Source organism: Bradyrhizobium sp. 25ACV, assembly GCF_054863005.1.
This window is the reverse complement of record NZ_JAVAYO010000015.1, coordinates 1-17,587: the sequence shown is the minus strand read 5'-3', so window position 1 is coordinate 17,587 and position 17,587 is coordinate 1. Positions and strand designations below refer to the sequence as shown.

Genomic DNA, 17,587 nt, shown 5'->3' with positions numbered 1-17,587 from the left:
GTCGCGGTTCGTTGAAGCATCTAAAATCCCTTCCGCGATTGCTCCGATTGCTCCGAACTTTGGGGCATGACGAGCGATATCGCCGGCCTATAAACTGCCGGCGATGCGGCCCGTGCGGCCGCAACTTGCATGAGGGATCGAAGATGCTGCGCCGCTACATCACCGTCGACGTGTTCACCGACCGCGCCTTCGGCGGCAACCAGCTCGCCGTGGTGCTCGACGCCGGCGGGCTCACGACCGCGCAGATGCAGACGATCGCGACCGAGTTCAACTATTCCGAGACCACCTTCGTGCTGCCGCCGCGCGACAAGGCTCATGATGCCGAGGTGCGCATCTTCACCCCGGTCCGGGAGATGCCGTTTGCGGGCCATCCCAATATCGGCGCCTCCTTCGTGCTGGCGAGCCTTGCGAAGGAGCCGAAGCCGCGCCTGCTGTTCGAGGAGATAGCGGGGCTCGTGCCGGTCGAGATTTTCCGGGAGCAGGGAAAGGTGATCAGCACCGAGCTGACCGCGCCGCAGCCGCTGTCGCGGCTTGCGCAGCTTTCGGCCGCGGATGTCGCGGCCTGCATCTCCCTGACTGCCGATGACATCAGGACCGATCGCCATGCGCCGCAGGTCGTCGGCGTCGGAACGCCCTTCGTGGTGGTGGAAGTGCGTTCGCGCGAAGCGCTGAAGCGGGCTAGGTCCGACGCGGCGGCCTTCGGCAGGCTCCTGCCGCGCGATGGTGCAGTCTCGGTGTGGTTCTATACGCGCGATGTGCCCGCGGCGGAGGCGCCCAGCGAGATCCAGGCGCGGATGTTCATGCGGGGCGCCGGTGGCTTCTCCGAGGATCCCGCCACCGGCAGCGCCACGGTTGCCGCGGCCGCACTGTTCGCTGACCTCGATCCGATACGCGATGGCGAGCTCAAGCTCACGGTCGGCCAGGGTTTTGACATGGGCCGGCCGAGCATCCTCGCAACGCGCGTGCGCAAGCAGGACGGCAAGATCGTCTCCGCCCATGTCGGCGGCAGCTGTGTGCAGATGATGGAGGGGACGTTCAAGCTGGCGGGGGAGGGTTAGGGACCGTCATCCTGAGGCGCGAGCTTTTGCGAGCCTCGAAGGATGCACGGCCGAGGTGCAGCCTGGGGGCACGCCGTCGTCCTTCCAGGGCCGCTGAAGGAGCGGCCACCTCAGGATGACGGCTACGGCTAACACAGGCGCCAACGACGATCAGACCTGCCTCCCAACCAAATTCCGCACCGCAACCCCATCGCGCTCCTCGATGATCTCCGCGATCATCTGGCGGTGGCAATGGGTGTGATCCCTCTCGTAGCAGAGCAGGCACACGGGGCCGGCCTTCTTCACCAGCGCCGAGAGCTCGTCCATCGCCTCCCTGGCCTCGGGCGCCTTCAGGTGCTTTGAGAAAATCTTCTCGAGCACATCGTACTGACCGCTGCGCGCGGCAAGGCGGCCTTCCTTCGGCGTACCGAGCGCGGCGAGATGGACATAGGTGATACCGCGCTCGTCGAGCCCCGCGGCAAGCTGCTTCTTGGAAAAGCCCGGCCGGCGCGAGGATGTCACCGCGCGCACGTCGACCACGAGCTTGACGCCAGCCTCTACCAGCTCATCCAGCACCGCCTTGGGCGGCGTCTGCTCATAGCCGATGGTGAACAGCTTCTTCGCCTTTGCCATGGATCACCTCAGCTCACCCTTGCGATCAGCTCCATGGCGCCGGCGGGTGCGCGCACCTTGCCCTCGTGGATGACGTAGGCGAACACGTCACGCGGCTCCTTCTTCGGCTTGGCCTTGTCGACTTTCGGCAGGTCGTCCGGTTCACCGCCCGAAGCCCAGGCTTCAAAGCGCTCGGCCCAGGCATCGAGCTGCTTGGGCGGGTAGCAGGTCTTGATCTCGTCATTGCCCTTCTGCAGCCGGGCATAAACGAAATCACCGGCGACGTCGGCAATAGCGGGATATTTGCCGTGCTCGGCGAACACGACGGGAGTCTCGAACTCGCGGATCAGCGCCACGAAGTCCGGCGCGCAGAAACTGTCGTGGCGGACCTCGACGACGTGGCGCAGTGCGCGTCCCTCGAGCTTGCGCGGCAACAGTTCGAGGAACTTGCCGAAATCGGCGCCGTCGAATTTCTTGGTCGGTGCGAATTGCCACAGCACCGGCCCGAGACGGTCGCCGAGTTCCAGCACGCCGGAATCATAGAACCGCTTGATGGAATCGCCGGCTTCCGCCAGCACCCGGCGGTTGGTGGCGAATCGCGGTCCCTTCACCGAGAACACGAAACCGTCGGGCACCTCGCTCGCCCATTTGCGAAAGCTCTCCGGCTTCTGCGAGCCGTAATAGGTGCCGTTGATCTCGATCGAGGTCAGCTTCGAGGCCGCGTAGGACAGCTCCTTCGCCTGCGTCAGCTTCTCCGGATAGAACACGCCGCGCCAGGGCTCGAAGGTCCAGCCGCCGATGCCGATGAAGATGTTGCCTGACTTTTTGGACGCAGTTTTTGCTTTGGCCACGGAAGGATCTCGCATCGACGTGGAGGGGATGCCGTCATCCTAATCAAACCAGTTGTGATTGGCCAGTTGCTGCGTCCCGTCTAAGGTCGCGGCAGGATCTGCGAAAAAGGAGAAAAAGATGCGGATGCTGATGGTGGGAGCGGCGCTCGTCATGATGACATCTGCTGCCACGATATCTCCGGTCATGGCGGATGACGACGATGCGAAGGGTGCGCAGAAGCTCGCCATGCAGGGCCGCGACGATTACTGGCATTGCCTGGCGCGGGAATATTCGCGCGACAGCAATCGGGGAATGACGGAACAGGATTTTGGCCGCTCGGTCGCGGGTGCCTGTCCGTCGGAGCGGCAATATTACCGGGTGGCGCTGCTCGACTATCTCACCACGCAATATCCGAACATCGATGCCGGCGCCCATCTCGCTACCGCGAACAGGGCAGTGGAGGCCGCGCAGAAGGACATCGTGACGGCCTTCGTCAAGCAGAGGCCGCCGGCGAAATGAGGGAGTGGCGAATGGCCAATAGCGAATAGGGGAAGAGGCGGCCTTCTCCATTCGCTACTCGCCATCGCCCCGGGCCCTTCCGGCTCCGCGCGCATCCGTGATATCACGGGGCGTATCTGGAACGGGGATGGGTTTCCATGGCGTCTGAGTCGGTAGGGGGCATTTTGGGCGTGATCGTCGCCGCGATCGTGCTTGCAGTCGCCGTCGTGTTCGGGCCGATTGGCCAGTACGGCAAGCCGCCCAAACCGGCGAAAGTCGAGCCGGCCCCGGCTGCGGCACCCGCGGCCCCGGCGCCGCGCGGGCCGATCATCCGGGAAGTGCCCAACCAATAAGACACGAAAATCGTGGTTTTCGCCCCTTGCGAAGCCGTCTTGTCATTCCTATCTAGGCTTTAACGGCGCCGTTGAGCGAAAAACTCCGGCGTTGGAACGACCTTGGAATAGCTTGGGCTCGCGCCGGATGTACGCGCGACCCGCCGTTCCGGGGTCGTTGGCATTTTGGGGCTCCTTTTGGGCCGTTTCCCGGACACCCCCGGCTTCGCAGCATAAAACCTGGCAGCGCAGAACTTGGCAGCGCAGGACGCGGCGGATATACGCTGCCGTCATGAATGAAGCGATCAGACCGGGCTCCGACAAACCGCTGCAGGCTCTCGAAGGGCCGGAACTGTCGGTCATCGTCCCGACCTTCAACGAGCGCGACAATGTCACGGTGCTGTACCGGCGGCTGGAGGCGGTGCTTGCCAACGTCGCCTGGGAAGTCGTGTTCGTCGACGACAATTCGCCGGATGGCACCTGGGACGTCGTGCGCGCGCTGGCGCAGCAGGACAGCCGCGTGCGCTGTATCCGCCGCATCGGCCGCCGCGGCCTTTCGGGCGCCTGCATCGAGGGCATCCTGGCGTCCAGCGCGCCCTATGTGGCCGTGATCGACGCCGACCTCCAGCACGACGAGACGCAACTGCCGAAGATGCTGCTCTTGCTCGCAAGCGACGAGGCCGACCTCGTGGTCGGCAGCCGCTACATCGAGGGCTACAAGAGCGAGGGCTTCAACAAGCAGCGCGCCGGCGCCAGCGCGCTGGCGACCGAGTTCGCCAGGAAGATGCTGCGGGTCGAGATCGCCGATCCCATGAGCGGCTTCTTCATGATCCGCCGCGATCGTTTCGAGCAGCTCGCGCCGAAGCTCTCCGTGCACGGCTTCAAGATTCTGCTCGATGTCGTCGCGACCGCGCACGGCGGCTTGCGGGCGGTCGAGATTCCCTACACTTTCGGCGCCCGTCAGCACGGCGAGAGCAAGCTCGATTCCATGGTCGCGCTCGATTTCCTTGGCCTCGTGCTGGCCAAGCTGAGCAACGACATCGTCTCGCTGCGCTTCATCCTGTTCGCGATGGTCGGCGGTATCGGCCTCGTGGTGCATCTCACCACGCTGTTCATCGGACTTCAGCTGTTCAAGGCGCCGTTCGCGGAGGCGCAGGCCGCCGGCGCCATCGTCGCCATGACCAGCAATTTCATCCTCAACAACTTCCTCACCTATCGCGACCAGCGGCTGAGGGGTTTTGCACTGCTGCGCGGCCTGATCGCCTTCTACATCGTGTGTAGCGTCGGCTTGCTCGCCAATGTCGGCGTCGCCTTCTCGGTGTACGACCAGGAGCCGATCTGGTGGCTGGCCGGCATGGCCGGTGCGCTGATGGGCGTGGTGTGGAACTACGCGATGTCAGGCCTATTCGTCTGGCGCAAGAAATAACCCACGATGGACGGGGCTGACGCGCGGATCGTCCGCAATACCGTGCTGCTGATTCTGGCGCTGGTAGCCCTGCGGCTCGTCGCGGCAGCATTCACGCCGATCACCTTCGACGAAGCCTATTACTGGATGTGGTCGAACAACCTCGCCGAGGGCTATTACGACCATCCGCCGATGGTCGCCTATGTCATCCGCGCCGGCACCATGATCGCCGGCGATACCGAGCTCGGCGTCCGCCTCGTCTCGATCCTGCTCGCACTGCCGATGAGCTATGCGATCTACCGCTCCGCTGCGATCCTGTTCGGCGGCGCGCGCGTGGCGGCGACCAGCGCCGTCCTGCTCAACGTAACCATGATGGCCTCCGTCGGCACGCTGATCGTGACGCCGGATGCGCCGCTCCTGGTCGCATCCAGCTTCGTGCTGTTCTTCCTCGCAAAAGTGCTTGAGACCGGCCGCGGCGTCTGGTGGCTTGCGGTCGGCGCGGCCGTCGGTGCGGCGCTGCTGTCCAAATACACGGCGATGTTCTTTGGCGCCGGGATCCTGATCTGGCTCGCTTGCGTGCCGAAGCTGCGGCGCTGGTTCCTCTCGCCCTGGCCCTATCTCGGTGGTCTCGTCGCGCTGGCGCTGTTCTCGCCGGTGATCCTCTGGAATGCGGACCATCAATGGGTCTCGTTCGCAAAGCAGCTCGGGCGCGCGAAGATCGAGGACTTCCGACCCGTCTTCATCGCCGAGCTGATCCCGACCCAGATCGCGTTCGCAACCCCGCTGGTCTTCATCCTCGGCGCGATGGGTCTGCACGCGCTGACCTGGCGCCGGGCCGGCGCACTGGCCTCGCGCGTGCTGATCGAGGCGATGTTCTGGACCATCGTCGCCTATTTCGTCTGGCATTCGCTGCATGCCCGCGTCGAGGCCAACTGGTTCGCGCCGGTCTATCCGCCCTTCGTCATCGCCGCGGCCGCTGCCGCCAACCTCGTGCAATGGAAGCCGCGCCAGCGGCGCCTCGTGGATTTCTGCCTGCGCTGGGCCGCGCCTGTCGGCATCGTGATGTTTGCCGCGCTCATCGTGCAGGCCAACACCGGCTGGCTGTCCGGTTATCGCCGCGATGCCACCGTGCGTAGCGTCGGCGTCGGCTGGCGCGAGCTCGCTGCCGAAATCGAAGCCGTGCGCGCGCGCCATGGCGCGACCTGCGTGCTCGCGCAGGACTACGGCACCACGGGCTGGCTGGCCTTTTACTTGCCCCGTGGCACCTGCGTGGTGCAGCAGAACCAGCGCATCCGCTGGGTCAACATGGGCGAGCCAGATCCAAAGCTGCTGGCGGGCAAGCTGCTCTATGTCGACGAGCTGCGCCCGGGCGGTCATCCCGTCCTCAACGACCTCTTTGCGAAGGTGACGCAGGTCGCGCAATTGCAGCGCAAGCGCGGCCCGCTCGTGGTCGAGACCTACAGCGTCGATCTGCTGGAGGACGCCAAGGGCGACGTGCTGGACCGTTCACCGCCGCCGGAAGCAAGGTAGTTGTTTGTCATCCCCGCGAACGCGGGGATCCATACCGCGTGATCTATCGATGAGCGCAGGTGCTTGTACCGCGCGAAAAGCTCCCACTAACAGTCTTCGCCAAACTTCTCCCTGGGGTTATGGGTCCCGGCGTTCGCCGGGACGACAGCGGAGTTTTTTGTGGGGCCGACGCCTCAGTCGATCGCCTCGGCCTTAGCCGCGGCCTGCTTCGGCCCGCCCTGATCCCGCCAGAACCACACGGTCACGACCCCGGAGCGGCCACGGACCTGGGCCAGCAGGGGGCCCGACAGGACGCCGTCGGGAGCGCCGTGAAAGTCGGCCGTATCCAGCAGCGTATTGCTCAGTGCGAGTCGCGCATCGTTCTGGACGGCGACTTCCATCAGCCGGCTCGCGACGTTGACTGTGTCGCCTGTCGCTGTGATGTGTTGGTGGGATTCGCCGAGGCGGGAGGCGACGATCTCGCCGAAATGCGCGCCGATCTTGAATCCGAGCTGACCGCCAATCGCTGAGGGCAGCGAGGCGATCCAGTGTTCGACGCCGCGATGCAGGTCGATCGCGCATTTGAGCGCGCGCGCGGCGTCATCGGGCATCGCGGCCGGCAGACCGAACAGGATCATGGCGCCGTCGCCGAGAAAGCCGGTGATCATGCCGCCGCAATTGACCGCGGCCTTGTCGATCCGCGCGTGAAACGCCTGCAGGATCTCCTGAAGCGCGTCCGGATCGATCCGTTCGCTCAAGGAAGTGAAACCGGAGAGATCGATGAAGACGATTGCGGCGTCTTGCCGGACCGGCTTGGACAGGAAATTCGGATCGCGCGCCAGCCATTCCTGCACCGCCGGTGCCTGGAATTGTGCGAGAGACCTGCTCTTGGCGGCGAGATATTGCGTGCGGCGGCCTCCGGCCCACAGCTGCACACCGGCAAAGATCGCAACCGGCGGCACTGCGGCGGCGAGCGTGGTTGCCGCATTCAGCCAGACGCCATGCGTGAACGCGAACGTGTTGAGGCCGGCCCAGGCGATCATCACCGCGGCCGCCGCCATGATGCCGAGCGCGCTGCGCCGCCAGGCCAGCAGGCCGACCAGCAGCATCGGCAGCAGGATCGCAGCGAGCGCGTCGGCGATATGGACCCTGTGGTCGCGCACGATGCCGTCGCCGGCAACGAGATGGGTGATCGCAGTTGAGACCACCTCGACGCCGGGCATCAGGGAGTCGAACGGTGTCGGGTAGAAGTCGCCGCCGCCGGCGACCGAGGCGCCGATCACGACGATCCGGTTCTCGATCGCGGCGCGATTAAGCGTGCCGTCGAAAATGCTCTGCGCGCTCACGGTGCGGATGGTGCGTCGGGGACCGTAATAGGTGATCGGCAGCGCGAAGTCGGTATCGGTCGGCACGGCGCGGTCGCCGAGCATGAGATGATCGGGCGCGATCGTCAGCGGCTTGTCGAGCGCGCGCGTCGCGACGCGCAACGGGAACGACAGCTCGACCTTGTCGCGGGTCCGGAACAGCATCGGCACCGAGAGCGGCGATCCCGATTGTCCGGTCGCGACATTGACGATGCCGACCTCGGCGTGGTCGGCGAACGCAGGCAGCGGCAGCAGGAAACGTTCAGCTTGAGGCAGCGCGGCGAGGGGACCTGCGCTGCCGGACGCCACGTTTTCGCTGGCGGAGGGGAAGATCGCGGCGGCGGCGAGCACCATGGGGCCGGTGGCGAGCGTGTTTGCCAGCGTGGCGTCGCCGATCGCAGCGCTGCGGTCGACCAGCAGGAGATCGATCGCGACGACCTTCGGCTTGAACTGCACGATGGTGTCGACGACGCGGGCGAGATCGGTGCGCGGCAGCGGATAGCTGCCGCCGCGCTTCACCACGGTGTCGTCGATCGCGACGATGGTGACGAGATCGGGCGGACGCTGCACCCCGCGGACCTGGGTTCGCCAATCGGTTAGCGTTGCTTCGAGGCGGTCGAGAAAGCGCAAATGGCCGCCTGCGTGCGCGGCAAAGATGCCCGCGCCCCACAGCGCGGTGAGGGCGAGTGCCACCAGGATCTGAACGCGTCTCGTCATTACGTCGTACTGCAATCTTCTTTTTCTTCGGGGCCTGTGGGCCGAGGTCTATTGACCAGGTCTTATTGACCAAGTCTCATTGACCAAGTCTTGCCATGAGAGCGTCGATGCGCGGCTGGCCCCACTGCTTCACCGTCAAAGGTCCGGTCGCTTCCACGTCGACGCCTTCGCCGGGGCCCAGCACGACGCCGCGCCCACGAGCCCTGCGGGTGACGCCGACACGGCCGTCGGCGACAAAGACGGAGGTCTTGGCCTCAGCGACGTCGACGGCCCATCTGGTGCCGCGCACCGCGGCAATCGCCTGCGGCGTCAGCACCTTGAAGGGATTGCCGCCCGGCTTTCTGGGCACTTCGACCAGCAGGGCTTTGCTGCTCAGCTCGACGGAGTCAATATGTCCGTCGCGGTTGGCGTCCTTTAGTTCAAATCTGGCGCCGTTTTCCGCAACGATGGTGATGCCGTTGTCGCAGCGCCAGGTCTGCGTGCCTGCGGCCGAGGCCGACGATGTGCAAGCTGCATTGGCAGGCTGCGCGGCCGCGTATCCCATCAACAACGACGACGCCAGAGCAAGATATCCGGCGCGCGCGAACCTTCTCATGCCAGCCTCCGTTTGCATGCCCGGCACAGTTCAAGGCGATGTTGATACGGTACCGTATCACACGCAGAGGCTGCTGAAAAGTGCCGTTTTACGAGCTATTTTCTTGCCGAGGCCTTTTCCAGAGCGGTGCGATCAACTTTCGGTCAGGGCGCGGTCGCCGTGAGCGGTCCGAGCGCGCTGTGTGACGTGGCGTGTTCTTTCCCCCGTTCTCGTGTCACCCACGCGCCGGCGGGAAGGCCATTGCACCAGCCTCGCGCAACGCTTCCCCGCTATCTTCCGGGTATCGAAGGCCACGAAAACGACTTGGTTGGGTGGCCCAAGAAAGGCGGCCGGAGACGAACGCTGAATGCGCCGATCCTGCCGAGATTTATGGTTAACAGACGCGGCTAAGTCCGTAGTTCTGCGGACTTTTTTCTCGAAATGGGACGACGTTGACGAGCTGCCGCACATCTGCCCGAACTTAATCCGCATTTAACTAAAAGTCGCCTTAATGACGCTCCGACCCTCTGCGAGATGCTGTTTCCGGATCGTGACCAGCGGCACTTCGAAGGGGGACTGAGTGACACCGTCCTGGACGCAAGGCGAATGAGTACGAGTATCGCTGCGCAGAGTAACGCGGCACGGAAGTCCAAGAATTCTCTTCGGAAGTCTTCCCGGAAAATGACCACGACCAATTGGCTTGGCGCCGCGGCCATCGGCTGCGTCGTGATGGGTGCCGGCTGGACCATTTACAGCAACGTCTTCGGCGCGAGCGTCTATCCGACCGTCGGCGGCATTGGCTACGACGAGCCGGTGATCAAGCGTACGCCCAAGGTCGCGCTGCGCGAGGCCGGCGACGCCATCAAGGAAGCTTTTGCGCTCCTGCCGGACCGGTTGCAGGTTGCCGCCCCGATCTCGCGTGAGATGTTCAACGAGCGCTTTGCTGCCGCTGCGACCCAAGGCGTGGCATCGAACGCGGCCAGCGCGGCGCCAGCGACCCAGGTTGCGGTGGCCAAGGACGCGCCGAAGCAGAGCGTGATCGCGAAGGTCGCGGAAGCACTGAAGCCGTCGGCCCCGGCCAAAATTGCTGAGAAGTCCGCTGACAAGACCGGGGACAAGGCCAAGCGCGCTCCGGATGCCCAGATGCAGCTCGCCTCGGCCGATCCGGCCCAGATCGTGCCGGCGCCGGAAGCGAAGAAGTCGTTCGCCGATCGCGCCAAGGCCGCGGTGATGTCGATCACCGGTCCGCGGCAGTCGATGGTCGAAAAACTCTGGGGCAAGCGCGAGCCGTCAGGCGGGCTGCTGGCCTACGCCTCGGCCGATGCCAGCGTGACCGCGTCCATCGCGCCGAAGGAGCAGAACCCGATGTTCGGCGGCGCGCCGCCCTATGAGCGTGACACCGCGGTCTACGACATCACTGCCAAGACGGTGTATCTGCCCGACGGCACCAAGCTCGAAGCGCATTCCGGCCTCGGCTCCAGTCTCGACGATCCGCGCTCGCAGCGCACGCGCATGCGCGGCGTGACGCCGCCGCACATCTACACGCTGAAGCCGCGCGAAGCGCTGTTCCACGGCGTGCCCGCGTTGCGCCTGACCCCGATCGGCGGCGAGAGCGCGATCTACGGCCGCGACGGCCTGCTTGCCCACACCTTCATGCTCGGGCCGAACGGCGATTCCAACGGCTGCGTGTCGTTCAAGGACTATTACGCGTTCCTCGACGCCTACCGCAACAAGGGCATCCGCAAGCTCGCGGTGCTGGCGCGGGTGGAGTGAGGCGCAGCGCGCCTCACGCTTTCTGCACGATCAGCGTTTGACGAAAACCAGGTTGCAGGCGCGCGCCTCGTTGCGCTTGCCGGTGCCGCGGGTGCGATCGAACTGCGCGTCGACCGTAAAGGCGTAGGGCGAGCCGGGCGCAAGGTTGTTGAGCGTGTACGCGCTTGCCCCCGTTGTGCCGCGCGCGCTCAACGTCGTCTTGCCGTCGGCCGGGATTTGGCCGTCGATCTCCAGGCGGTTGACGCCATCCTTGCTCTGAGCCTCGGCGTGAAACACGCCGTTGGTCACGGTGCCCGCCAAGGGCCTGGTGAAGCCCTGCGCCTTGCCGGAAGCCGGGCAGTTCAGCGTCACGTCCCAAGTGCCGTCGAAGTCCTTGCTGCCGCCGGCGCGGGTGTTGGTCGCAGGCGCCAGCGCCACCTTTTGCTTCAGGGCCTCGATCCGCGCTTTGGCGAGACTGGCGAAGCTGCAGCTGGAAAATCGCGCCAGATGGTCCTCGAAGGCGCTGGCGGTGCCGATGGTGTCGGCCGCCTTCCAGTGCGCCTCCGCGGATGCGCAAGGGTCGGCCCGCGGCAATACTTGCGGAGCCCCGGGTGCGATCGTGACCGACACCGGCCCGTTCAGGTAAAACTTGCCGATGATCGACAGCGACAGCTCCGGAAGCTGCGTCTTGCCGCTGGCATCATAGACGTCGCTGCTGATGTCGCGAAACACATCGCCGATCTCCTGCGGCTCTTCGATGTGCTTGAGGAACGCGGTCGTGTAGGGGCTGTTGCGGCCGACGCCGTCCGCCGCGGTTTGCCCCGACTGCGTCGAGAACGACACGATCGTGCCGCGCGGCGCTTCGACTTTCGACAGGCCGCGCCCGATCGAGGCGGCCCGCGTCGCTGAGCGTTTGAGAGTTTCCGCCAGAGGATTGTCGCGGCAGGAATCGAGCACCAGGATGCGCAGGTTCTTGGCTTGCTGCAGATCGTTCACGATGTCGTCGACCCGCACGAAACGCTTGAGGTCGGCCTCATCGGTGAGCGTGGCGTCGACAGGCATCAGATAGTTCACGCCATTGTACTGCATCGCATGGCCGCTGTAATAGAATATGGCGACGTCAGCTCTGCTCGCGGCGCGCGCGAAGCGGATGGTCAGGTCCTGCATGTCGGCCTGGCGCAGATCGATGCCCTGGAGCACCTCGAAGCCGCTGCGCTTGAGCGAGGCCGCGACGTCCTCGGCATCGTGTGACGGGTTGGGAAGTTGCGCCGTCGAGGCATAAGCGCCGTTGCCGATCACCAGTGCCACCCGCGTGTCCGCAGATGCAGTGTCGGGAGACAGCCAGCCGGCGAGGAGGCCCAGGCAAAATAAAGATGAGCACAATCTGGAAAGAGCACGCATGAATGCCTTCCAAGAAAATATCGAAAAATATCCCTCCAGATTAGCGCATGCCGCGCCGACTTCAATGCCCTCGCCGGGAAAACGCTCAGATTTCGCGACCGTGACGTCCGGTCACGCTGCCATCGCTTTGCGCAGGGCCATCTCGGTCGCAATCGCTTCCCGCACGGTCGGCCGCGCCTGCATGCGCCCGAGATAGGCTGACAGGGGCGGCCATTGCGCGATGTCGACGCCTGCGGGACGGAGCAGCAGCAAGGCCCAGGTGAGGTGGGCATCCGCGACGGTGAAGCTGTCGCCGACGAGAAATTCGCGCTCCGCCAGATGCGCCGACGGCACCGACAATGTCTGCGTGATTCTGGCGCGTGGCTTGGCGAGCGAGCCGTCGTCCTTGTACCAGAAGGTCGGAAACAGAAACGCCTTGTGGATCTCGGCGCCGATGAAGCTCAGCCATTCCTGCAGGCGATAGCGATCAACGTCGCCAGGCCGCGGCGCAAGGCCGCGCTCGGGCTTCGCGTCGGCGATGTATTGCAGCACCGCCGCGCTTTCGGTCAGCCGTTCGCCGTTCTCCAGCACCAGGACCGGCACCGCTCCCTTCGGCGACACGCCGAGGAAATCGCTGCCGTCGTCCACGACCTGCTTGGTCCAGATATGGGCGAGGTGATACTGCGCCTCGATACCGGCCTCCATCAGCGCGATGCGACTCGAGAGCGAGCAGGCCATCGGAAAGAAATAGAGTTGCAGCATCGGATGCTCCGTCAAATCAGCGCATCGCTGCGCGCGATGATCGCGAAGCGGTCCGAGAGCTCGGCCAGCGCGACCGCGTGAATCGTCCGGGCGTCCAGTGTGCCGCCGCGGCCATCCGGCAGGTCACGGGTGGCGCAGGCATCGGCCGCGATCGTCGTCCGCAGGCCGAGGTCGAGCGCGGCGCGGGCGGTCGAGGAGATGCACATGTGGGTCATGAAGCCGGCCAGCACGATGTTCTTGCATCCGGCCGCGGCAAGCCGGGCTTGCAGATCGGTGCCGGCGAATGAGTTCGGCAGCGCTTTCTCGATCACGGGCTCGCCTGCTTGCGGCGTCAGGCGATCAACGATCGCGCCGCGCGCCGCCTCGCGGTCGAACAGGCCGCCGGCGCGGCCCTTGTGCGCGACATGGATGATCGCAGCGCCGCTCTCCCGTGCCCGCGCCAGCAGGCGCCCCGCCGCGGCGATCGCCGGCTGTGCATCGGGAAGGGCCAACGGGCCGGCGCAATATTCATTCTGGATGTCGATCAGCACGAGGCAGGCCTCGTTGAGCTTCGGCGGATCGAGATCGGCGCCGGCGAGTTCGAGCAGGGTCTTGGGAGCGGTCATGCTGGTCAGGCCTTCCAGGGAGATCGGATGGTGTCACATTAGCGCAGCATGGGCCTGCCATTGTGCAGGACTATTGCCAGCTTACGGCTGCAGATTTGCAGGACGCGGCATCGCCTGCTAGGCTCGCCCGGATGAACTGGGACGATCTGCGCATCATTGCCGCGGTGAGGGACGAGGGCACCTATGCCGGCGCCAGCGCGCGGCTGCGCATCGACGAAACCACCGTCGGCCGCCGGCTCGCACGCATTCAGCGCGATCTCGGCGTGCTGCTGTTCGATGCCGTGGACGGCCAGCGCCGTCCGACGCGCCATTGCGAGGCGGTGCTCGAGCATGTCGGCGCGATGGCCGGCCATGTCGCGGCGATCGACCGCATCAAGGAGAGCCAGCCCGGCCCGGTCGGCCGCCTGCGCATCGCCTCGACCAACGCGGTCGCCGAAGAGTTGTTGGCGCCGCACGCGAGCAGCTTCCTGCGCGATCATCCCGGCCTGACCCTGCAATTCCTGACGTCCAGCGGCAACGTCAAATTCTCGCGCTGGCAGGCCGACCTCGCCATTCGCCTGCGCAAGCCGGAGAAGGGTGACTTCACCATTTCCAAGCTCGGCGATGTCAGGCTGTATTTCTTCGAGCCCGCCGACCGCACCGGCGGTGAGCCGGTCGCCTGCATCTATCCCGATGAGCTCGACACCATTCCCGAACAGCAGTTCTTGCGCGCGAAGCGGCTGACGAACGCTCGCTGCATCACCGACAACGTCCGCATCATCAGGACCATGATCCAGTCGCATCAGGCCGTCGGCGTGTTGCCCGAACACAGCTGCGAAGGCTTGTTCGCCGACCGCAGCCTGCGCGCGACGCTGCTGCCGAGGCGGCGCGACGTCTGGCTCTTGGTACAGAACCACCTCAAGCGCGATCCCGCGACACGCGTGACGATCGACTGGGTGAGGGCGTGTTTCCAGGAAACTTCGCGCCCTTGACGTCACATGGCGCTGTGATCATCGCGTCACACTGCGCAAGCTGTGTCGAAAAATCTTCGAGCTCCCCCTTGCAACCCGAACGTGCTTCGTCTATTAGCCCGCTCCTTCGCTAGGCCATGTGTCCGGGCTCTCTGAGATCCCGGCTGGCGCGATCCGGTCTCCGGTCTCGTGTTCCGCCGAATGAAGACGCAGGATGTAGCTCATGGAGAGCGCCGGAGTAAAATCCGGAGGCATCGGTTCGATTCCGATTTCTTGTACCAACCAAAGGATAGCTCAGTTGGGTAGAGCAGGTGACGTTAATCATCGGGTCGCGGGTTCGAATCCCGCTCCAGCGCTACGGGTCAGCCTGAAAAGCTGACACCTCTGACGAGGACCGGACGCGCGCTTCAGTCGCAGTCCGGCCGTTTTTGCCGCAAGGCTTTCCGTCCGAACCTAGACACTGTGAGACCGGCTTTGCGCCGCGGGTAGATACCGCTTGCGTTGATGCCGGGTGGCTCCGCTCGGCCGCGCGACACCCGTAGCGCGATCGCGCGCGTGCGCCCGTCATCATGCGAGCTCAAGCCTCGGTCCGTTGATCTCTCAGGAAGCGTCGTCCGCGTCCTCAAATCCTTTGCAAACGAAACCTGTTGCCCGGCATCCGGCCGGGCGCAAACGAAGGAGGCGTGCCATGACTTCGAACAAGAGCTGGCATTTGCTGATGCTGAACGTGACGGTCAAGGATGGCGAGCGTGCGCTGCTCACGCGCAACGGGCAGCTCGTGCGCGTGCTCGCGCCCGGCAGGCACCGGCTGTTCGATCCCCTGCACGAGCTGAGGGCCGAGGTGCTCGACGTGGTCCGCAGCGAGTTCTCTGCGGATCGCTATGCGGTGCTGAAGGCCGCACGGCCTGATCTGGCCGCCGAGCTGTTCGAGGCAGTCGAGACCAAGGCGGACGAGATCGCCATCGTCAGCCTCGACGGCCGGCCCGTGCATCTGATGACGCCCTGGCAGGTGCGCGTCTACTGGAAGGTCGCAACGAGCGTCGATGTCGAGCGCATTGATGTGTCCAGCGATGTCAGGGTCGGCGCGCGGCATCTGGCCATGATCGAGCGTAACCGCTCGGCCGTGACGTCGGAGACGGTGGTCGAGAACCACGAAGCGGGCCTGCTCTATGTCGAGGGCCGGCTCGTGGAGCGGCTCGCGCCCGGCCGGCACGCCTTCTGGACCGTCGGACGCAAGATCGAGGTGAAGCGCCTCGACCTGCGGCCCCAGGCGGTCGAGATCACCGCGCAGGAGATGCTGACCAAGGATCGCATCGCGCTGCGGGTGACGCTGACCGCCTTCCGTAAGGTGGTCGATCCCGAGCGCACGGTTGCGACCGTGCCCGACGTGGATGCGTGGCTGTACCGCCTGGTGCAGTTCGCGATCCGCGAGGCGGTTGCGGGCCGGACGCTGGACGAGGTGCTGTCTGCGAAGGCGGCGCTGGATGTGGAGCTGCGCGACTATGTGCGCGCACGCGTCGCGGAGTCCGGTGTCGAGGTCACCGAGCTCGGCGTCAAGGACGTGATCCTGCCCGGCGAGATCCGGGAGCTGGTGAACAAGGTGGTGGAGGCGGAGCGGGTCGCCAAGGCGAACCTGATCCGCCGGCAGGAGGAGACCGCGGCGACGCGTTCGCTTCTGAACACCGCCCGCCTGATGGAGGAGAACCCCCTGCTGCTGCGGCTCAAGGAGCTGGAGTCGCTGGAGCGGCTGGTCGAGAAGGTCGGCCGCATCGATCTCCACGCCGGGAACGGCGAGGGTCTCGATGCTCTCCTGACCCGGCTCGTGCGCCTGAAGGCGCCCGAGAGCGCATGAAACGAAGGGCCGCCCACGGGCGGCCCTTCACATATCCGTCGTCGTCGCTTGCAATGAACGCGGAACCGCGCCTGTGCGACCAAAATCACGGAGCCGGGATTGCGCGCGCGCGAAGGTTGCGTAATCTCGCGATGACCACGGGTTTGATCAGGGCAGGCGCATGACGATTCTTCAGGACTCCATCCGGCCGTCGCGAGCGCAATCGCGGGAATGGAAGGTGATCGTCATCCTGATCCTGCTGGTCCCGGTGCTGTGGTCCCCGCTGATCCTGTTTCGCTTCGTCCTCTATCAGCCGTTCAGCATCCCCTCCAATTCGATGGCGCCGACGCTGATGGTCGGTGACTACGTCTTCGCCGCGAAATATGCCTATGGCTACGGCCGGTATTCATTGCCGTTCGCGTCGTCCTGGATCTCGGGCCGCGTCTTTGCTGCCGACCCGGAATACGGCGACATCGTCGTGTTCCGGACGGCAAAGGACAGCTCGGTCGACTACGTCAAACGCGTGGTCGGGCTGCCCGGCGACCGCATCCAGATGCGGCAGGGCCAGCTCATCCTCAACGACCGGCCGGTGAGGCGCGTCGCGCTCGAGGACGGGCTCGCCGACAACGCCTGCGGTGGGGATGGCGGCGTCAGGGTCAAGCGTTGGCGCGAGACGCTGCCGAGCGGCGCGTCCTATGTCACCAACGACTGCCTCGACAACGGTTTCCTGGACAATACCAACGTCTTCACGGTGCCGCCGGGCCATTTCTTCGTGCTCGGCGACAACCGCGACAATTCCACCGACAGCCGCATGATGTCGACGTTCGGTTTCGTGCCGATGGACAATCTCGTCGGCAAGGTGACGCGGATCTTCTGGTCGCTCGACGAAGACGGCGAGCCGCACATGGAGCGGCTGGGGAAGGTGGAGTGAGGCTCGGAATGACGGAGGTTCGTAGCCCGGATGGAGCGCAAGCGTAATCCGGGAAGGCTGCTTGCGTCGCACGATGTCCCGGATTGCGCTTCGCTCCATCCGGGCTACGGGCCGCCGTTCCGCGAGAACGTTCGCCCCAAACAAAAACCCCGGCATCGCTGCCGGGGTTTCGTAGTTCTTGAGGTGCTTGGACTTTAGAAGTCCATGCCGCCCATGCCGCCGCCCGGGGGCATCGCGGGACCGGCGCCGCCCTTCTTGGGCAGCTCGGCGACCATGGCTTCCGTGGTGATCAGCAGGGCCGCAACCGAGGCTGCGTTCTGGATCGCGGTACGGACCACCTTGGTCGGGTCGATGATGCCCTTCTTGACGAGGTCGGCATATTCGCCGGTCTGGGAGTCGAAGCCGTAATTGTAGGTCTTGTTCTCCAGGATCTTGCCGACGATCACCGAGCCGTCTTCACCGGCGTTGATCGCGATCTGGCGAGCGGGAGCCGACAG

17 protein-coding genes and 2 tRNA genes are annotated in these 17,587 nt (G+C 65.1%); 11 read left to right on the top strand and 8 right to left on the bottom strand.

Going from position 1 to position 17,587, the window contains the following annotated elements; translation table 11 throughout:
- Nucleotides 1-143 precede the first annotated feature (143 nt).
- Nucleotides 144-1,058, top strand: coding sequence for a PhzF family phenazine biosynthesis protein (locus tag RAD04_RS28945; protein WP_461626530.1), 915 nt, complete (start codon nt 144-146; stop codon nt 1,056-1,058).
- A gap of 150 nt (nt 1,059-1,208) precedes the next feature.
- Here the strand turns inward: RAD04_RS28945 and RAD04_RS28940 are convergent, their stop codons facing one another.
- Together RAD04_RS28940 and RAD04_RS28935 are read right to left on the bottom strand one after the other, a co-directional pair.
- Nucleotides 1,209-1,670: a DUF488 domain-containing protein gene (locus tag RAD04_RS28940; protein WP_461626529.1), complete on the bottom strand. Its 462-nt coding sequence runs from the start codon at nt 1,668-1,670 to the stop codon at nt 1,209-1,211.
- An 8-nt stretch (nt 1,671-1,678) separates the two neighbouring features.
- Complete coding sequence (locus RAD04_RS28935; protein ID WP_461626528.1) at nt 1,679-2,515, bottom strand: DUF72 domain-containing protein; 837 nt, start codon at nt 2,513-2,515, stop codon at nt 1,679-1,681.
- Between the two features lie 103 nt (nt 2,516-2,618).
- Here RAD04_RS28935 and RAD04_RS28930 point away from each other — a divergent pair, with 103 nt between their 5' ends.
- The 4 genes from RAD04_RS28930 (at nt 2,619) to RAD04_RS28915 (ending at nt 6,245) form a co-directional block, all read left to right on the top strand.
- Nucleotides 2,619-2,999 carry a hypothetical protein gene (locus tag RAD04_RS28930; protein WP_461626527.1) on the top strand — a complete coding sequence of 127 codons (381 nt, stop codon included), beginning with the start codon at nt 2,619-2,621 and terminating at the stop codon, nt 2,997-2,999.
- 137 nt (nt 3,000-3,136) lie between these two features.
- Nucleotides 3,137-3,331: a hypothetical protein gene (locus tag RAD04_RS28925; RefSeq protein WP_091965957.1), complete on the top strand. Its 195-nt coding sequence runs from the start codon at nt 3,137-3,139 to the stop codon at nt 3,329-3,331.
- Nucleotides 3,332-3,602: 271 nt separating this feature from the next.
- On the top strand, nt 3,603-4,736 hold the full coding sequence (locus RAD04_RS28920) for a glycosyltransferase family 2 protein (RefSeq protein ID WP_461626526.1): 1,134 nt from the start codon (nt 3,603-3,605) through the stop codon (nt 4,734-4,736).
- Nucleotides 4,737-4,742: 6 nt separating this feature from the next.
- Entirely contained in the window at nt 4,743-6,245 is a 1,503-nt protein-coding gene (locus tag RAD04_RS28915) for a glycosyltransferase family 39 protein (protein ID WP_461626525.1), read from the top strand.
- 173 nt (nt 6,246-6,418) lie between these two features.
- Here the strand turns inward: RAD04_RS28915 and RAD04_RS28910 are convergent, their stop codons facing one another.
- Nucleotides 6,419-8,305 carry a CHASE2 domain-containing protein gene (locus tag RAD04_RS28910; protein WP_461626524.1) on the bottom strand — a complete coding sequence of 629 codons (1,887 nt, stop codon included), beginning with the start codon at nt 8,303-8,305 and terminating at the stop codon, nt 6,419-6,421.
- Nucleotides 8,306-8,381: 76 nt separating this feature from the next.
- Nucleotides 8,382-8,900 (bottom strand): FecR domain-containing protein, encoded by a 519-nt coding sequence (locus RAD04_RS28905; protein ID WP_461626523.1) that lies wholly within the window; start codon nt 8,898-8,900, stop codon nt 8,382-8,384.
- Between the two features lie 660 nt (nt 8,901-9,560).
- Between RAD04_RS28905 and RAD04_RS28900 the strand changes: the two genes are divergently transcribed.
- Nucleotides 9,561-10,652, top strand: coding sequence for a DUF2778 domain-containing protein (locus RAD04_RS28900; protein WP_461626522.1), 1,092 nt, complete (start codon nt 9,561-9,563; stop codon nt 10,650-10,652).
- A gap of 30 nt (nt 10,653-10,682) precedes the next feature.
- Here the strand turns inward: RAD04_RS28900 and RAD04_RS28895 are convergent, their stop codons facing one another.
- The 3 genes from RAD04_RS28895 to RAD04_RS28885 all read right to left on the bottom strand — a co-directional run bounded on the left by RAD04_RS28895 (nt 10,683) and on the right by RAD04_RS28885 (nt 13,378).
- Nucleotides 10,683-12,032, bottom strand: a complete 1,350-nt coding sequence (locus RAD04_RS28895) for a caspase family protein (RefSeq protein WP_461626521.1) — start codon at nt 12,030-12,032, stop codon at nt 10,683-10,685.
- Between the two features lie 111 nt (nt 12,033-12,143).
- Nucleotides 12,144-12,773, bottom strand: a complete 630-nt coding sequence (locus tag RAD04_RS28890; protein WP_461626520.1) for a glutathione S-transferase N-terminal domain-containing protein — start codon at nt 12,771-12,773, stop codon at nt 12,144-12,146.
- Nucleotides 12,774-12,784: 11 nt separating this feature from the next.
- Nucleotides 12,785-13,378 (bottom strand): cysteine hydrolase family protein, encoded by a 594-nt coding sequence (locus RAD04_RS28885; RefSeq protein ID WP_461626519.1) that lies wholly within the window; start codon nt 13,376-13,378, stop codon nt 12,785-12,787.
- 131 nt (nt 13,379-13,509) lie between these two features.
- Between RAD04_RS28885 and RAD04_RS28880 the strand changes: the two genes are divergently transcribed.
- The 5 genes from RAD04_RS28880 (at nt 13,510) to lepB (ending at nt 17,090) form a co-directional block, all read left to right on the top strand.
- Nucleotides 13,510-14,349, top strand: coding sequence for a LysR family transcriptional regulator (locus RAD04_RS28880; protein ID WP_461626518.1), 840 nt, complete (start codon nt 13,510-13,512; stop codon nt 14,347-14,349).
- A gap of 188 nt (nt 14,350-14,537) precedes the next feature.
- Nucleotides 14,538-14,609 (top strand) — tRNA-Leu (locus tag RAD04_RS28875).
- 7 nt (nt 14,610-14,616) lie between these two features.
- Nucleotides 14,617-14,683 (top strand) — tRNA-OTHER (locus RAD04_RS28870).
- 333 nt (nt 14,684-15,016) lie between these two features.
- Nucleotides 15,017-16,180: a slipin family protein gene (locus RAD04_RS28865; protein WP_461626517.1), complete on the top strand. Its 1,164-nt coding sequence runs from the start codon at nt 15,017-15,019 to the stop codon at nt 16,178-16,180.
- A 160-nt stretch (nt 16,181-16,340) separates the two neighbouring features.
- The gene (gene lepB / locus RAD04_RS28860; RefSeq protein ID WP_461626516.1) at nt 16,341-17,090 is read left to right on the top strand and encodes a signal peptidase I; all 750 of its coding nucleotides are present in this window, start codon (nt 16,341-16,343) and stop codon (nt 17,088-17,090) included.
- Between the two features lie 194 nt (nt 17,091-17,284).
- Here the strand turns inward: lepB and RAD04_RS28855 are convergent.
- Nucleotides 17,285-17,587: TCP-1/cpn60 chaperonin family protein (locus tag RAD04_RS28855; protein WP_461626515.1), on the bottom strand; the 303-nt coding region annotated here is incomplete at its 5' end.

Coding starts and splice junctions, on each gene's coding strand:
- RAD04_RS28930 (WP_461626527.1), top strand. CDS start 2,619: ATGCGGATGCTGATGGTGGGAGCGGCGCTCGTCATGATGACATCTGCT.
- RAD04_RS28880 (WP_461626518.1), top strand. CDS start 13,510: ATGAACTGGGACGATCTGCGCATCATTGCCGCGGTGAGGGACGAGGGC.
- RAD04_RS28885 (WP_461626519.1), bottom strand. CDS start 13,378: ATGACCGCTCCCAAGACCCTGCTCGAACTCGCCGGCGCCGATCTCGAT.
- RAD04_RS28890 (WP_461626520.1), bottom strand. CDS start 12,773: ATGCTGCAACTCTATTTCTTTCCGATGGCCTGCTCGCTCTCGAGTCGC.
- RAD04_RS28935 (WP_461626528.1), bottom strand. CDS start 2,515: ATGCGAGATCCTTCCGTGGCCAAAGCAAAAACTGCGTCCAAAAAGTCA.
- RAD04_RS28920 (WP_461626526.1), top strand. CDS start 3,603: ATGAATGAAGCGATCAGACCGGGCTCCGACAAACCGCTGCAGGCTCTC.
- RAD04_RS28945 (WP_461626530.1), top strand. CDS start 144: ATGCTGCGCCGCTACATCACCGTCGACGTGTTCACCGACCGCGCCTTC.
- RAD04_RS28925 (WP_091965957.1), top strand. CDS start 3,137: ATGGCGTCTGAGTCGGTAGGGGGCATTTTGGGCGTGATCGTCGCCGCG.
- RAD04_RS28895 (WP_461626521.1), bottom strand. CDS start 12,032: ATGCGTGCTCTTTCCAGATTGTGCTCATCTTTATTTTGCCTGGGCCTC.
- RAD04_RS28905 (WP_461626523.1), bottom strand. CDS start 8,900: ATGAGAAGGTTCGCGCGCGCCGGATATCTTGCTCTGGCGTCGTCGTTG.
- RAD04_RS28940 (WP_461626529.1), bottom strand. CDS start 1,670: ATGGCAAAGGCGAAGAAGCTGTTCACCATCGGCTATGAGCAGACGCCG.
- RAD04_RS28910 (WP_461626524.1), bottom strand. CDS start 8,305: ATGACGAGACGCGTTCAGATCCTGGTGGCACTCGCCCTCACCGCGCTG.
- lepB (WP_461626516.1), top strand. CDS start 16,341: ATGACGATTCTTCAGGACTCCATCCGGCCGTCGCGAGCGCAATCGCGG.
- RAD04_RS28865 (WP_461626517.1), top strand. CDS start 15,017: ATGACTTCGAACAAGAGCTGGCATTTGCTGATGCTGAACGTGACGGTC.
- RAD04_RS28900 (WP_461626522.1), top strand. CDS start 9,561: ATGACCACGACCAATTGGCTTGGCGCCGCGGCCATCGGCTGCGTCGTG.
- RAD04_RS28915 (WP_461626525.1), top strand. CDS start 4,743: ATGGACGGGGCTGACGCGCGGATCGTCCGCAATACCGTGCTGCTGATT.